Here is a 14,376-nt window from a genome sequence, read left to right as displayed (position 1 = left end):
ATTCCGGCTTTGGCCGAACACGTTCTGTTACCGTTAGCCTTAATGCGTGAACAGACCTGTCCACAGGCTTGCCATATTCCAGCCGAAACCCCGATACAGGGCCAATTCTGCCATTGCAAGCTGGTCCCGGCCTTGCAGCGGGAGCGTGATCCCAATCTTCAGACAAGGTGGCGCGCAAACGAACAGACAGAATCCGGATCGGTGGATGAAACCCGCGCTACGACGCGAGCCGGTCGACGCGGCCAGTCTCCGGGTCGATGCCGTATTCCTTGAGCTTGCGGTAAAGCGTCGAACGGCCGATGCCGAGGCGGCGTGCGACTTCGCTCATCTGGCCGTTGTAGTGATCGATGGCGAGCTTGATCATCTCGAGTTCAACATCGGCCAGCGCCCGCACATTGCCGCGTTCGTCGAGCGCCCGCAGCGTACCGAATCTGGGCTGAAGCACAGCCGACCGGTCCGGCTCGGCCATCGGGGTGGAATCGCCCTCCGGGACCTCCTCGTCGCGCGATCCTGGAGGCGATGAAAAGTGCGGTGTCGCGTCGTCCGTTTCGAGATTGACGGTGCCTTCCACCTGCGCCCGAATCTGCGGGAAATCATCGACATCGAGCACATCGCCGTCACACAGCACCGAGGCGCGGAAGACGGCGTTTTCGAGCTGCCTGATGTTGCCGGGCCAGTCATAGGCCTGCAGCACGGCAAGTGCGGACGCCGAAATGCCTTGCAGGCGGTGGCGCGGGTCGGCGGGCGCCACCTTCTCCATGAAGTGCGTGACCAGATGGGGAATGTCGTCGCGGCGGTCGCGCAGCGGCGGCACGAAGATCGGATAGACGTTCAGCCGGTAGAACAGGTCCTCGCGGAATTTGCCGTCCTTGACCTGCTGCAAGAGGTTGCGGTGCGTCGCCGAAATCAGCCTGATGTCGACCCTGACGGTGGCGCGGCCACCGACCGGATCGACCTCGCCGTCCTGCACGGCGCGCAGCAGCTTGACCTGCACGTCGAGCGGCAGGTCGCCGATCTCGTCGAGGAACAGCGTGCCCGAATGCGCTTCGACGAACTTGCCGGTGTGCTTGTCGGTGGCGCCGGTGAACGAGCCCTTCTCATGGCCGAACAGGATCGATTCGACCAGATTGTCGGGAATGGCGCCGCAATTGACGGTGACGAACGGTTTCGAGCGGCGGTCGCCGGTGCCCTGGATGGCGCGCGCCACCAGTTCCTTGCCAACGCCGGATTCGCCTTCGATCAGGATCGGGATGTTGGACGCCGCAGCTTTCTGTCCGAGGCGTATCACCCTGTCCATGGCCGGACTGTGGGTGATCATGTCCCTGAAGGTCAAAAGCCCGCCGCGTTTGCGCGATGTGCGCTTGACCTCGCCCTCGACCGCCTCGACCTTGAGCGCATTGGCGATCGACGCCTGCAGCCTGTCGGGGGACGCCGGCTTGACGACGAAATCGAAGGCGCCGTGGCGCATCGCCGACACCACGGTTTCGATCCCGCCCTGGGCGGTCTGGACGATGACCGGGACGGTGATGTCGCGTTCGCGCATCGCCTTCAGCACCCCGATGCCGTCGACACCGGGCATGACCAGGTCGAGGATCACCACCGAAACGTCGCGGGCGCCAGGCCCGTCGAGCACGTCGAGGCCGGCGGCACCACCGTCGACGACGATTGCCGTGTGGCCGAAGCGTGTCACCGCCGCCTCGAGCAACCGGCGTTGCACGGGATCGTCATCGACTATGAGTATGGAACCTGTCATGACTTTCTGAGTCGCCCGCTCGAAATCCCCATGGATCATCTTGGCACAGGGTTCTAAATAAGGTTTCAAAAAACCCGGTGAACGAATTGCTTAGGATTTGACCGGCTTCTCTGTTCCCCCTTGAATTCTCTCTCCTTGATGCAAAAAAGGTATTGTCGATGCGCATGATGTTTGGTCGGCGGCTTGCGGCACCAGCGTCCGGTCAGGGCGCGGCCGAGCTTGGCGATCTGCCGGAATGGAACCTTGCCGACCTCTATGCCGGCATGGAAGCCCCGGAACTGAAGCGTGACATCGCCAGGGCCGCCGCCGACGCGATCGCCTTCGAGAGCCGCTGGAAGGGCACGCTCGCCGCCGAGGCCGGGCGCGGCAGCACCGGCAGGCTTGGCGAGGCGCTGGTCGCCTACGAGGCTCTCGAGGAACTGATCGGCCGCATCGTCTCCTATGCCGGCCTGGTCTACGCCGGCAACACCGCCGATCCGCAGCGCGCCAAGCTCTATGGCGACATCCAGGAGAAGATGACCGACGCCAGCGCGCATCTCCTGTTTTTCGCGCTCGAACTGAACCTGATCGAGGACGCCGCGATCGAAAGCGCACTGGCCAGCGACTCCGCTTTCGGCCACTACCGGCCCTGGGTGCTCGACCTCAGAATGGACAAGCCCTACCAGCTCGAGGATCGCGTCGAGCAGCTTTTCCATGAGAAGTCGATTACCGGACGCGGTGCCTGGAACCGCCTGTTCGACGAGACGATGACCGACCTCCGCTTCGACGTCGAGGGCGAGGAACTGACGCTGGAGCCGGCGCTCAATCGTCTGCAGGATGCCGACGGCGAGGTGCGGCGCCGCGCCTCCGAGGCGCTGGCCGCGACCTTCCGCAAGAATTTGCGCACCTTCACGCTGATCACCAACACGCTGGCCAAGGACAAGGAAATATCCGACCGCTGGCGTGGCTTCGAGGATATCGCCGATTCACGCCATCTCGCCAACCGTGTCGAACGCGGCGTGGTCGATGCGCTCGCCACCGCCGTGCGCGAGGCCTATCCGCGCCTGTCGCACCGCTACTACGCCATGAAGGCGCGCTGGCTCGGCATGGACGTGATGAACCACTGGGACCGCAACGCGCCGCTGCCGGAGACACCGCAGGCGGTGATCGGCTGGGACGAAGCCAGGAACACCGTGCTGTCCGCCTATCAGCGCTTCTCGCCCGAGATGGCCGAGATCGCCCGCGCCTTCTTCGACCGCAACTGGATCGACGCGCCGGTGCGCCCGGGCAAGTCGCCAGGCGCCTTTGCCCATCCGACTGTGCCCTCGGCCCACCCCTACGTGCTGCTCAACTACATGGGCAAGCCGCGCGACGTGATGACGCTCGCGCATGAACTCGGCCACGGCGTGCACCAGGTGCTGGCCGCCGGCCAGGGCGCGCTGATGGCCTCGACGCCGCTGACGCTGGCCGAGACGGCCTCCGTCTTCGGCGAGATGCTGACCTTCCGCTCGCTGCTGGAGCAGACCACCGACAGGCGTGAGCGCAAGGCCATGCTCGCCCAGAAGGTCGAGGACATGATCAACACGGTGGTCCGCCAGATCGCCTTCTACGAATTCGAGCGCAAGGTGCATGCCGAGCGCCGCAACGGCGAACTCACCTCCGACAGGCTCGGCCAGTTCTGGCTGGAAGTGCAGGCCGAAAGCCTCGGTCCCGCGATCAAACTGCGCGACGGCTATGAGGTGTTCTGGACCTACATCCCGCACTTCATCCACTCGCCCTTCTATGTCTATGCCTATGCTTTCGGCGACTGCCTCGTGAACTCGCTCTACGCCGTCTACCAGAACGCCGAGCGCGGTTTTCAGGACAAGTATTTCGAGATGCTGCGCGCCGGCGGCACCAAGCATCATTCGCAGCTTCTGGCGCCCTTCGGCCTCGACGCCACCGACCCCGCCTTCTGGCAGATCGGGCTCGGTGTCATCAGCGGCCTGATCGACGAACTGGAAACGCTCGACGGTTGAGACCTCTCCGCCTGCGAAAAACAGTTTAGCCGGAATGCATGTTTGGATCGCACTATTCCTGCGCTAAATATTTGTTCTTGAAGAACTCTCGACGGACGTTTTCCCGTAGCTTTCCGCAAGCTCTATGATAGCCTTCGCTGCAAGCTCAGCCGGAGCGCATGCGGATCGGCGAGGGAAAATCTCAGCCGGACGTGACGCTCAGGCGAACGCGACAACGGCCGTTGGCCATGGGCAAGCAAAGCCGATTGCCGACCGCTCGAACCGAGGCCGGCTGTTCTGCGAACCCGCGGAACCATCATCGAGTAGTCCATCGCCGAAGGTCATGACCCACGGCAGACGGATCTGACTGGAGAGAGACAATGGGCACTTTTTTCTACGTGGTCCTGGCGTTCCTGGTAGGCGTGTTGGTTGGCTGGTTCATCTGGGGTCGCCTGCGTGGTGAGCTCGACAGTCTGCGTGGCGACCTCGACCGCACCCGCAGCGAGCGCGACCGGCTGCGCGCCGACAGCGACCGCCTGACCGGCGAACTCAACGCATGCGGCAAGACCCGCGCCGACCTCGAGCGCCAGCTGCGCGACGCGCAGGCATCCACGGGTGCTGGTGGAGCAAAGGCTGCCAGTCAGCCGCCGGCAGCCCTGTTGTCGACGCCGCCGGCCGCGGCCAAGTCCGCTCCGGCGGCAGCCAAGCCAGCGCCTGCCAAACCAGCCGCGAAGGCCGCGCCGGCGAAGGCCACCACCGCCAAGTCGGCAGCACCGAAGCCAGCGGCCGCCAAACCCGCCGCGAGCAAACCCGCAGCTTCCACGGCTTCGGCGGCAAAGAGTTCGCCCGCGCCCAAGGCAGCCGCCGCGAAGACGGCTGCACCGGCAGCAGCCAAGCCAGCGGCGGCCAAATCAGACAATCTGCGCCGACTGATCGGCATTGGCCCGGTCAACGAGAAGCTGCTCAAGGCGCAAGGCGTTACCAGCTTCGCCCAGATCGCTGCCTGGACCGCCGCCGACATCAAGCGGATCGAGGATGTGATGAACTTCGATGGCCGCATCGCGCGCGAACGCTGGATCGAGCAGGCCAAGCTGCTCGCCGCCGGCAACGAGGCGGAGTTCGCCAAGCAGTTTCCGACAGCCGGAACCGCCAGCAACACCTGAGCGGCAGAGGCAGGACAATTTACGACCGGCGGCGCCATGGTGCCGCCGGTTTGTTTTGCCGGCAAGGTCCGCCCACAGGTCGTCACAGAGGCCGACCCAAAAGGTCGGCTTTGAGGGGCAAGGTGCCGCTCCCTCGATTGCGCGCGGGCGGCCCCCCATATAGAGCGGTCAACGGCTTCATCGATCCCGGTCCCCATGTCCCTGCCCGCCGCCATTTTCCGCAACGACGAAAGCGCGCGCCAGCTCGTTTTCGACCGGCCGGCCGACATCATCGTGGCGCATGAGGCAAAGGACTTCCCGGCGGCGTTGCAAGCAGCACAGGCCGCCCATGATGCCGGCAAATGGCTGGCCGGCTATTTCTCCTATGAGGCTGGTTACCTGCTCGAACCGAAGCTTGTTCCCTTGCTGCCGAAGGGACGTCGCGCGCCGCTGGTCTGCCTCGGTGTCTTCGACGCTCCGGCCGAAGAAGCGGTGCCGCCGCGCAATGCAGCAACCCCGAACGGCCCGATCTTCGATGCAAGGGCTGTCTGGTCGTTCGAGGATTACGGGAAACGCTTCTCGCGGCTGCACCAGCACATCAGGCAAGGCGATTGCTACCAGGGCAATCTGACCTTTCCGGTGCAGGCGCAATGGTCGGGCGACCCGCTTGCCGCCTTCGATGCGCTGACCGAACGCCAGCCGGTGAAGTATGGCGCGCTGGTGGCGCTGGGTGACCCGATCGTGCTGTCGCGCTCGCCCGAACTGTTCTTCGAGATCGATGCCGCGGGGATGATCGAGACCCATCCGATGAAAGGCACGGCACCGCGCGGCGCGACCAAAGCCGAGGACGAGCGGCAGAAGACCTTCCTGCGCAATGACGAAAAGAACCAGGCCGAGAACCGGATGATCGTCGACCTCTTGCGCAACGACATCTCGCTGATCAGCGAGGTCGGCACCTTGGAGGTGCCGGAACTGTTCCGCATCGAGAGCTACCCGACCGTCCACCAGATGGTGAGCGACGTCAGGGCGAAGCTGCTGCCGGGGCTCTCGATCCGCCAGATCTTTGCAGCACTCTTTCCCTGTGGCTCGATCACCGGCGCGCCAAAAATCCGAGCCATGGAGATCCTGCACGATCTGGAGGGCACGCCACGCGATGTCTATTGCGGCGCCATCGGCTGGATTGCACCTGGCGGCACGATGCGTTTTTCCGTGGCGATCCGCACCATCTCGCTCTTTGCCAGTGGCGAGGCCGTCTACAATGTCGGCGGCGGCATCGTCTTCGATTCGACGCCTGAGGAGGAGTATCAGGAGTGTCTGCTCAAAGCCCGCTTCGCGACGGGGACGCCGCCGATTTCGAGCTGATCGAGACCATGCGCTGGCAGCCCGAGACGGGCTTCCTGCGCTTCGATCGCCACCTTGCGCGCCTCTATGGCTCGGCGGCGGAACTCGGCTTCGCCTGCGATCCGCAAAAGATCGGCGCCGTGCTGGGCAAGGCGATCGACGGCTCCCGAACCGCCATGCGCACGCGGCTCGCTCTGGCGCGCAACGGCGAAGCCACCGCCTCGGCACAACCCTATGAACCGCTCGCTGCCGACAAGGTCTGGGTGCTGCGGCTGGCGCGGACGCGGCTCGATTCCGGCAACACGCTGCTGCGCCACAAGACCAGCCGGCGCCAGCTCTACACCCATGCCCGCTCCGAATATCTCGTCACCCAGGCCGACGAGGTGATCCTGGCCAATGAGCGCGGCGAAATCTGCGAAGGCACCATCACCAATGTCTTCGCCGATTTCGGCGACGGCGTGTTGGCAACGCCGCGGCTCGATTGTGGCTTGCTGCCTGGCGTATTGCGCGCCGAGCTTCTGGATGAAGGCCGGGCGGAGGAAGCGATCTACACCTACGATGATCTGAAGTCGGCCAAGGCACTCCTTGTCGGCAATTCGCTGCGCGGCCTGATTCCCGCAAGGCTGGTGTGACCAGGAGAATGCCATGTTCGTCGTTTCGCTGAACTACAAGGTGCCTCTGACCGAGATCGACGGCTTGCAGGCGGCGCATATCGAATGGCTGAAGGCCTGCTATGCGGAGGGTGTCTTCATTGCCTCCGGGCCGAAGAAACCGCGCACCGGCGGCATCATCATCGCGCAATGCCCGCGCGAAATCCTCGACGCCAGGCTGGCTGCCGACCCCTTCGCCAAGGCAGGCGTCGCGGACTACGATGTCACCGAATTTCTGGCCAGGATGACTGCCGCCGGTCTCGACGCTTTCAAGGAAGCATGAGCTTTGGTCGAGGCCCTGCCCACCCACACCCCCTATGATGGCTCGTCGAAGCTGTTCAACATCGGCCTGAAGCCGCTCGACCCCGCAAGCTGGATCGAGGTCGATAGCCATCTTCTGCCCTATCTCGCCGAGAAGCGCCGGCTTTATGCCGAAATGCCCGAACGGGTCTTCGTCGAGGAGGACGGGACGCAGGACGCCCAACGGGAAGTGTTCGAATTGCTCGGCGCATATTTGCCGGAGACATTTCCGCACACCCATCGCCACACCGATGCGGGCGTCGAGGTCGTGGGCGCCGCGAACCACCCGGCTTTGCCTTCGGGCCTTGCCGACGCGCCGCTGGTCGCTGCCTCGCTGCTGGTCCAGGAAGACCTGATCCTGATGCGCCGCGACGACAGCGGCTGGCGGCTCGCGGCGGGTTCGTTGTGCTTTCCCTCATCCTGGTCGCTCACCGAAAAATTCGGCAAGCCGCTGCAGCAGATCCACGAGCCCGTGCCGGGCTTCGGCCCGGGCACGCGCCCTGCCGCATTGATCAACCGCATGTTCGACGGCTTGCAGGGCCAGGCGGTCGAACGCTTCAACTGGTCGATCCAGGCCGACAATGCGCTCTACCATCCGCTGTCCAATGTCGAGCGCATCGACCGCGCCTCCAATCGGCCGACACGCTTCCCCGACGGTGACGTCAAGGCGCACGCCTTCATCCGCGTCGAGCGTCAGACGCTGCGCAAGCTGCCGTCCTCACGCGACATCCTGTTCACCATCCGCATCCATCTCGACCCGCTCGCCGTGCTGGCGCGACACCCCGACCGGGGGACACTCGCGCCGTCCTTTGCCGCTCAATTGGAAGCGCTCGATCTCGACCAGCTCGACTATAAGGGCCTGACATCAGACCGCGACCGGCTGATCGAACTTTTGAACACGATGACGCGCTGAGCCACGCTACAGGCTGCCCGCCAGGAAATCGACGAATGCCCTTGCCCTGGCGCTAGCCTTGCGTCCGGCCGGAAACAGCGCCCACAGTTCAACAGGCGGCAGCGCCCAGTCGACCAGGATCGGCCGCACAGCGCCGCTGCGCAGTTCCCGGTCGAACATCCATTCGGAGCCGACCGTGAAGCCGATGCCGGCAAGGACTGCCTCACGTACCCCTTCGGCCGACGTCACGCGCAGCCGCCCCTGACCGGCAAGCGAAACCTCTTCGGCGCCTCTTTGGAACGTCCAGCGATTGGAAACGCCTGCCTGGACGAAAAGGATCGCCTCGTGCCGCGACAGCTCATCCGGTGCCATGGGTTCGCCCGCGCGCGCGAGGTAGGAGGGTGCCACCACCACGAGACGACGACAGCTGGCGATCTTGCGCCCGATATGGGCGGCGGCGAAGCTTTCACCCAGACGCAGCATGACATCCACCCCTTCCTCGACGAGGTCGACATTCCTGTCGTCCATCGCCACCTCGACGTCGAGCTTCGGGTGAGCGTCCAGAAAGGCTTTCAGCCGCGGCACGACATGCAGGCGACCGAAGGTCACTGAAGTGCCGATGCGCAGCAGGCCGGTGAGTGCCGCCGCCGCACCCCGCGCCGCGTTCTCGGCTTCGTCGGCCTCGTCGACTGCGCGTTTGGCGCCTTCGTAGAAACCCAAACCAGCCTCGGTCGGCGACAAACCTCGAGTGGTGCGCGACAGCAAGCGCACGCCGAGCCGTTCCTCAAGCTGCGCGATCGCCTTCGAGACGGCGGGCTGCCCGACGTGCAAATGCCGTGCGGCGGCCGAGAACGAACCGGTTTCGACGACCCGTATGAAGGTGTTCATCGCTGCCAGCCGGTCCATCTATTCTCCCCAGGAATTAGTTATATGGCAATTCTCACACTACCTGAACGATTTTGGAATGACCAATTGACCGATGTCAGATTCATCCAGCCATTCGGAGAAACAAAATGGGCAAGCTCAACAACAAGGTCGCCATCGTCACCGGCGCCGCGCGAGGCATCGGTGCGGGCATCGCTAAGCGGCTGGCGGCGGAAGGCGCCGCCGTCGTCGTCAACTACGCCACCAGCCATGAGGCCGCCGAACGCACCGTGAAGGAGATCGTCGCCAGCGGCGGCAAGGCGACCGCGGTTCAGGGTGATGTGGTCGAGGCCGCCGATGTCGAAAAGATGTTCGAGGCTGCAAGGATCGCATTCGGCAAGCCAAGCATTCTGGTCAACAACGCCGCCACGGCTGTCTTCGGCGCCTTCGAGGAAGCGAGCGAGGCCGACTATCGCCGGTTGTTCGACACCAACGTGCTGGGCACCATCCTGACCGTCAAGGCGGCGATGCGACACTTTCCTGAGAGCGGCGGCAGCATCGTGAACATCGGCACGATCAGCAGTTGGAACCCGGTACCAAACACCAGCCTCTATTCCGCGAGCAAGGCGGCGATCGACACGCTGACGCTCAGCCTGTCGAGGGAACTTGGATCGCGCAATATCCGAATCAACATCGTGGCGCCCGGCTACACCCATACCGAAATGACCGAGGGCATGGTTGGCACCGATTTCGGCAACATGCTGATTGCCGGCGTCCCACTTGGTCAGCGCTTCGGCAAGCCCGAGGACATTGCGCCGAGCGTGGCCTTCCTCGCCTCGGATGAGGCGGCCTGGCTGACCGGCGAGCGCATCAGCGCATCCGGTGGCGCTCGCTGATACAACGCCGGCTTAACATTCGCCATCGGGCAGGCCGTGGCCTCCCGATGGCATCGACGAGCGCCTCCGGCAGGAGGCAGCGCAAGCGTTTTCGCTGCTTTTCCCTTTATTGTGACAATGATCTATGGTTTGTCGCGCGGCGGCTAGGCAGCCGTGGTGAAGCGTTGTCCGAAGGAGTGCTCGATAAAATGGCGAATGAAAACTGGCCCGTTTACGGTGAGATCACCGGCCCCGTGGTGATGATCGGCTTCGGCTCGATCGGACGGGGAACGCTGCCGCTCATCGAACGCCATTTCAAGTTCGACAAGTCGCGCATGACGGTCCTCGACCCACGCGATACCGACCGCAAACTGCTCGACGAGCGCGGCATCGCCTTCGTCCAGGAAGCGGTGACCGAGAAGAACTACAAGAAGCTTCTGACGCCGCTGCTGACCAATGGCGGCGGCCAGGGCTTTTGCGTCAATTTGTCGGTCGATACCGGCTCCGTGGACCTGATGCGCCTCTGCCGCAAGCTCGGCGTGCTCTACATCGACACCGTCGTCGAGCCGTGGCTCGGCTTCTATTTCGACGCCAAGGCCGACAATGCCAGCCGCACCAACTATGCGCTGCGCGAAGCGCTGATCAAGGAAAAGCACGACAGACCGGGTGGCGCCACCGCCGTCTCCACCTGCGGTGCCAACCCCGGCATGGTCTCGTGGTTCGTCAAGCAGGCGCTGGTCAACCTCGCCACCGATCTTGGCCTGGAGTTCTCGGAGCCCGCGCAGGAAGACCGCGAGGGCTGGGCCAAGCTGATGAAGAAGGCCGGCGTCAAGGGCATTCACATCGCCGAGCGCGACACCCAACGCGCCAAGAAGCCGAAACCGATGGATGTGTTCTGGAACACCTGGTCGGTCGAGGGTTTCATCTCCGAGGGCCTGCAGCCGGCCGAACTCGGCTGGGGCACGCATGAGAAGTGGATGCCGAAGAACGCCAAGAAGCACAAGCACGGCTCCAAGGCCGCGATCTATCTGGAGCAGCCCGGCGCCAACACGCGCGTGCGCTCCTGGTGCCCGACGCCGGGCCCGCAATACGGCCTGCTGGTGACGCATAACGAGGCGATCTCGATCGCCGATTTCTTCACCGTGCGCTCGAAGAAGGGCAAGGTCCAATACCGGCCGACCTGCCATTATGCCTACCATCCCTGCAACGACGCGATGCTGTCGCTGGACGAGATGTTCGGCGCCGCCGGCAAGCCTCAAGCTGTGCACCACGTGCTCGACGAGAACGAGCTGGTCGACGGTGTCGACGAGCTCGGCGTCCTGCTCTACGGCCACGACAAGAATGCCTACTGGTACGGCTCGCACCTCTCGCTCGCCGAGGCGCGCAAGCTGGCGCCCTATCAGAACGCCACCGGCATGCAGGTCACCTCCGCGGTTCTGGCCGGCATGGTCTGGGCCCTGGAAAATCCGGATGCCGGCATCGTTGAGGCCGACGAGATGGACTACAAGCGCTGCCTGGAAGTGCAGTCGCCCTATCTCGGACCGGTCGAAGGCCATTACACCGACTGGACGCCGCTCGACAGACGCCCGGGGCTGTTCCCGGAGGACCTCGACCGCAGCGATCCGTGGCAATTCCGCAACATCCTCGTCCGATAGCACCCAGCGGAACACGCCCCCTGCCTTGCAATCGCCCGGAAATCGGGCGATTGAAGGCATGCGGACTGAGGAGAGGATTTTCATATGAATATTGCGCGCAAGATTCTTTCGATGAGCGTTGCAGCAGTTGCGTTGGCGGGGCTTGCTGCCTGTACGACCAGCGGGCCCAATGAGCCGCCGATGGCAGCGGCGCCGAAAGGCGTCGAAGGCTCGTGGATCGACGGCACGGGCAAGGCGCTTTCGACATTCAACGGCGGAAAATACAAGACTGTTTCCGCCGAGACCGGAGAGCCGTTCGCCGAGGGCACTTACACCATGACCGGCGCCACATCGCTCGAGATCACCGGCACCTCGTTGATCCGCCACACGCAGATCAACACCAACTGCCTGATGGTGTCCATCAATCAGCTCAACTGCACGGACTCGGCCGGCAAGAACTTCGTGTTTACACGTCGTACTTGAACCAGCACGGACCGAGCTAAAAGGACGGCGGCCCTGTGGCCGCCGTCCTTTTTTTGCATTTGCAAATACCCCGGGTTTTTCGCCCAAAATACCCCAGGTTTTTCGCCAGAAAATACCCCGGGTTTTGCTCTTGCAAATACCCCGGTTTTGCGCTTGCAAATACCCCCGGTTTTGCGTTTGCAAACGCCCCCCCGGCATTTCCACTTGCGTCAGCCGGAACGCGATGGGAACATGGTCAAAACGCTGGCTGTTATACCCCAGTCAAGCAAAGGCGCCAAACGCCTCTGGTCAGCCTACCGGGAGACGAAGATGAAGAAGCTTGCCGCCATTGCCGCCCTGTCCGTATCGACGCTTGGCCTGTCGGCCGGCGCATCCTTTGCCGACTACACACTGAACATTTTGCATTTCAATGATTGGCACAGCCGCATCGAAGGCAACAACAAATACGAATCGACCTGTTCGGCCGACGAAGAGACCAAGGGCGAATGCATCGGCGGCGCCGGCCGGCTGATCACGGCGATCGCCAAGGAACGCAAGAAGCTCGAAGGGCAGAACGTGCTGCTGCTCAATGCCGGCGACAGCTTCCAGGGATCGCTGTTCTACACCACCTACAAGGGCACCGTGGAAGAGGAATTCCTCAATCAGATAAAGCCCGACGCGGTGACGCTCGGCAACCACGAATTCGACGACGGCGAGAGCGCGCTGGTGCCTTTCCTCGACAAGGCGAAGTTCCCGATCGTCAGTGCCAATGTCGTGCCCAACGACAAGTCCGGCGCAGCCGGCAAGATCAAGCCGTCGATCGTCGTCGAGGTCGGTGGCCAGAAGATCGGCATCGTCGGTGCCGTGACCAACGACACGCCCGAACTCGCCTCCCCCGGCCCCAACATCACCATCGCGGACGACGTCAAGTCGATCACCGCCGAGGTCGAGAAGCTGAAGGCACAAGGCGTCAACAAGATCATCGCCGTGACCCATATCGGCTACCGGCGCGAGCGCGATGTCATTGCCAAGATCCCGGGCATCGATGTCGTCGTCGGCGGCCACAGCCACTCGCTTCTGTCGAACACCGATCCGAAGGCGGAAGGGCCCTATCCGACGATGGTCGACAATCCCGACGGCTACAAGGTGCCGGTCGTGCAGGCGGCCTCCTACTCAAAATATCTCGGCGAGTTCAAGATCGTGTTCGACGACAATGGCGTCGTCAAATCGGCAAGCGGCGACCCGATCTATCTCGACAAGTCGATCACGCCCGATCCCGCCGTACTTGCCCGCATCAAGGAGCTCGGCGCGCCGATCGAGGCCCTGAAGAACAAGGAAGTGGCGGAGACCACCGACGTCATCGACGGCAGCCGCGAGAATTGCCGCGCCAAGGAATGCGCGATGGGCAACCTCGTCTCCGACGCCATCCTCGACCGCGTCAAGGGACAGGGCGTCGAGATCGTCATTTCCAATGGCGGCGGCCTGCGCGCCTCGATCGACAAGGGCACCGTCACCATGGGCGAGGTGCTGACCGTACTGCCATTCCAGAACACGCTGGCCACCTTCCAGATTTCCGGCAAGGACCTGGTGGCCGGTCTCGAAGGCGGCCTCAGCCAGATCGAGGACGGCGCCGGCCGCTTCCCGCAGGTGGCGGGCCTCAAATATTCCTTCGACAAGTCGGTCGCGCCCAATGCCGGCCGCGTCAAATCGGTGGAGGTGATGGAGAACGGCGCCTGGACGCCGATCAATCCCGACAAGGACTATCTGGTCGCCACCAACAACTATGTCCGCCAGGGCGGCGACGGCTACAAAATCTTCGCCGAAAAGGCCAAGAACGCCTATGACTACGGCCCCGGCCTCGAACAGGTGGTTGCCGACTATCTCGCCGCCCACCGGCCCTACACGCCCAAGCTCGACGGCCGCATCACCGAGATCGCCGCGACCGTCGCGGCGGCCCCCGCCGCCGAGCCGGCCAAGCCTGCCGAACCGGCAAAGCCTGCGGAGACCGCACCGGCCACGCCAGCTCCGGCCGAGGCCGCCAAGCCGGCTGAACCGGCGAAACCCGCGGATGCGGCTCCGACAATGCCCGAATTGCCCGCCAACTCAGGCGATATCGCCAACACACCACCGGCCATATCGACGGAGGCAGCGCCTCCGCCACCGGCCCCGCCGGCTCCCGCGGCTCCAGCACCTGCACCAGCCGAACCGGCAAAACCGGCCGAAGCTGCCCCTGCACCAGCGGCACCCGCGCCGGCGCCGGCGGAACCCGCGAAGCCAGCCGAAAGCAGCCATGTCATCGTCGCCGGTGACACCTATTGGGATCTGGCCAAGAAAGCCTATGGCGACGCGACAAAGTGGAAACAGATCTATGACGCCAACAAGAGCCAAAAGCCCCACCAGCTTAAGCTTGGCGCGACGCTGACCATTCCGGCCAAGTAACGCCGCTTCGGTTCTGCAATGACAAGCCCGCCTGGGAAACCGGGCGGG

The 14,376-nt window shown here is 63.8% G+C and carries 12 protein-coding genes; 10 read left to right on the top strand and 2 right to left on the bottom strand.

The features are described from left to right. Window positions 1–217: 217 nt before the first annotated feature. Window positions 218–1,753, bottom strand: coding sequence for a sigma-54-dependent transcriptional regulator (locus AC0V7N_RS12240; RefSeq protein WP_475457737.1), 1,536 nt, complete (start codon window positions 1,751–1,753; stop codon window positions 218–220). A gap of 158 nt (window positions 1,754–1,911) precedes the next feature. On the opposite strand from AC0V7N_RS12240, the gene AC0V7N_RS12235 reads away from it, so the two are divergent. From AC0V7N_RS12235 to AC0V7N_RS12210, 6 genes are all read left to right on the top strand, one after another. Then, window positions 1,912–3,750: a M3 family oligoendopeptidase gene (locus AC0V7N_RS12235; protein ID WP_475457735.1), complete on the top strand. Its 1,839-nt coding sequence runs from the start codon at window positions 1,912–1,914 to the stop codon at window positions 3,748–3,750. A 359-nt stretch (window positions 3,751–4,109) separates the two neighbouring features. Continuing rightward, a complete protein-coding gene (locus AC0V7N_RS12230) occupies window positions 4,110–4,892 on the top strand; it encodes a helix-hairpin-helix domain-containing protein (RefSeq protein WP_475457733.1) in 783 nt (260 codons plus the stop codon). 183 nt (window positions 4,893–5,075) lie between these two features. Continuing rightward, window positions 5,076–6,233, top strand: coding sequence for an aminodeoxychorismate synthase component I (locus AC0V7N_RS12225; RefSeq protein WP_496628009.1), 1,158 nt, complete (start codon window positions 5,076–5,078; stop codon window positions 6,231–6,233). Beyond that, entirely contained in the window at window positions 6,182–6,844 is a 663-nt protein-coding gene (locus tag AC0V7N_RS12220) for an aminotransferase class IV family protein (protein WP_475457731.1), read from the top strand. Before AC0V7N_RS12225 ends, AC0V7N_RS12220 begins: the two co-directional genes overlap by 52 nt. A 13-nt stretch (window positions 6,845–6,857) precedes the next feature. Then, window positions 6,858–7,145 carry a YciI family protein gene (locus AC0V7N_RS12215; RefSeq protein WP_475457728.1) on the top strand — a complete coding sequence of 96 codons (288 nt, stop codon included), beginning with the start codon at window positions 6,858–6,860 and terminating at the stop codon, window positions 7,143–7,145. Between the two features lie 3 nt (window positions 7,146–7,148). Further along, entirely contained in the window at window positions 7,149–8,075 is a 927-nt protein-coding gene (locus AC0V7N_RS12210; protein ID WP_475457726.1) for a heme-dependent oxidative N-demethylase family protein, read from the top strand. A 6-nt stretch (window positions 8,076–8,081) separates the two neighbouring features. Here AC0V7N_RS12210 and AC0V7N_RS12205 read toward each other — a convergent pair whose 3' ends face one another. Continuing rightward, window positions 8,082–8,960, bottom strand: a complete 879-nt coding sequence (locus AC0V7N_RS12205; RefSeq protein ID WP_475457724.1) for a LysR family transcriptional regulator — start codon at window positions 8,958–8,960, stop codon at window positions 8,082–8,084. Between the two features lie 107 nt (window positions 8,961–9,067). Here AC0V7N_RS12205 and AC0V7N_RS12200 point away from each other — a divergent pair, with 107 nt between their 5' ends. The 4 genes from AC0V7N_RS12200 to AC0V7N_RS12185 all read left to right on the top strand — a co-directional run bounded on the left by AC0V7N_RS12200 (window position 9,068) and on the right by AC0V7N_RS12185 (window position 14,328). Next, complete coding sequence (locus tag AC0V7N_RS12200; RefSeq protein WP_475457722.1) at window positions 9,068–9,814, top strand: SDR family NAD(P)-dependent oxidoreductase; 747 nt, start codon at window positions 9,068–9,070, stop codon at window positions 9,812–9,814. A 188-nt stretch (window positions 9,815–10,002) separates the two neighbouring features. Further along, window positions 10,003–11,448 (top strand): homospermidine synthase, encoded by a 1,446-nt coding sequence (locus AC0V7N_RS12195; protein ID WP_475457720.1) that lies wholly within the window; start codon window positions 10,003–10,005, stop codon window positions 11,446–11,448. Between the two features lie 84 nt (window positions 11,449–11,532). Beyond that, window positions 11,533–11,910, top strand: a complete 378-nt coding sequence (omp10, locus tag AC0V7N_RS12190; protein ID WP_496627862.1) for an outer membrane lipoprotein Omp10 — start codon at window positions 11,533–11,535, stop codon at window positions 11,908–11,910. A gap of 309 nt (window positions 11,911–12,219) precedes the next feature. Further along, window positions 12,220–14,328 carry a 5'-nucleotidase C-terminal domain-containing protein gene (locus AC0V7N_RS12185; protein WP_475457716.1) on the top strand — a complete coding sequence of 703 codons (2,109 nt, stop codon included), beginning with the start codon at window positions 12,220–12,222 and terminating at the stop codon, window positions 14,326–14,328. Window positions 14,329–14,376 lie beyond the last annotated feature (48 nt).

This window comes from Mesorhizobium kamtschaticum (assembly GCF_056174585.1).
This window is presented reverse-complemented; position numbering and strand designations above follow the sequence as displayed.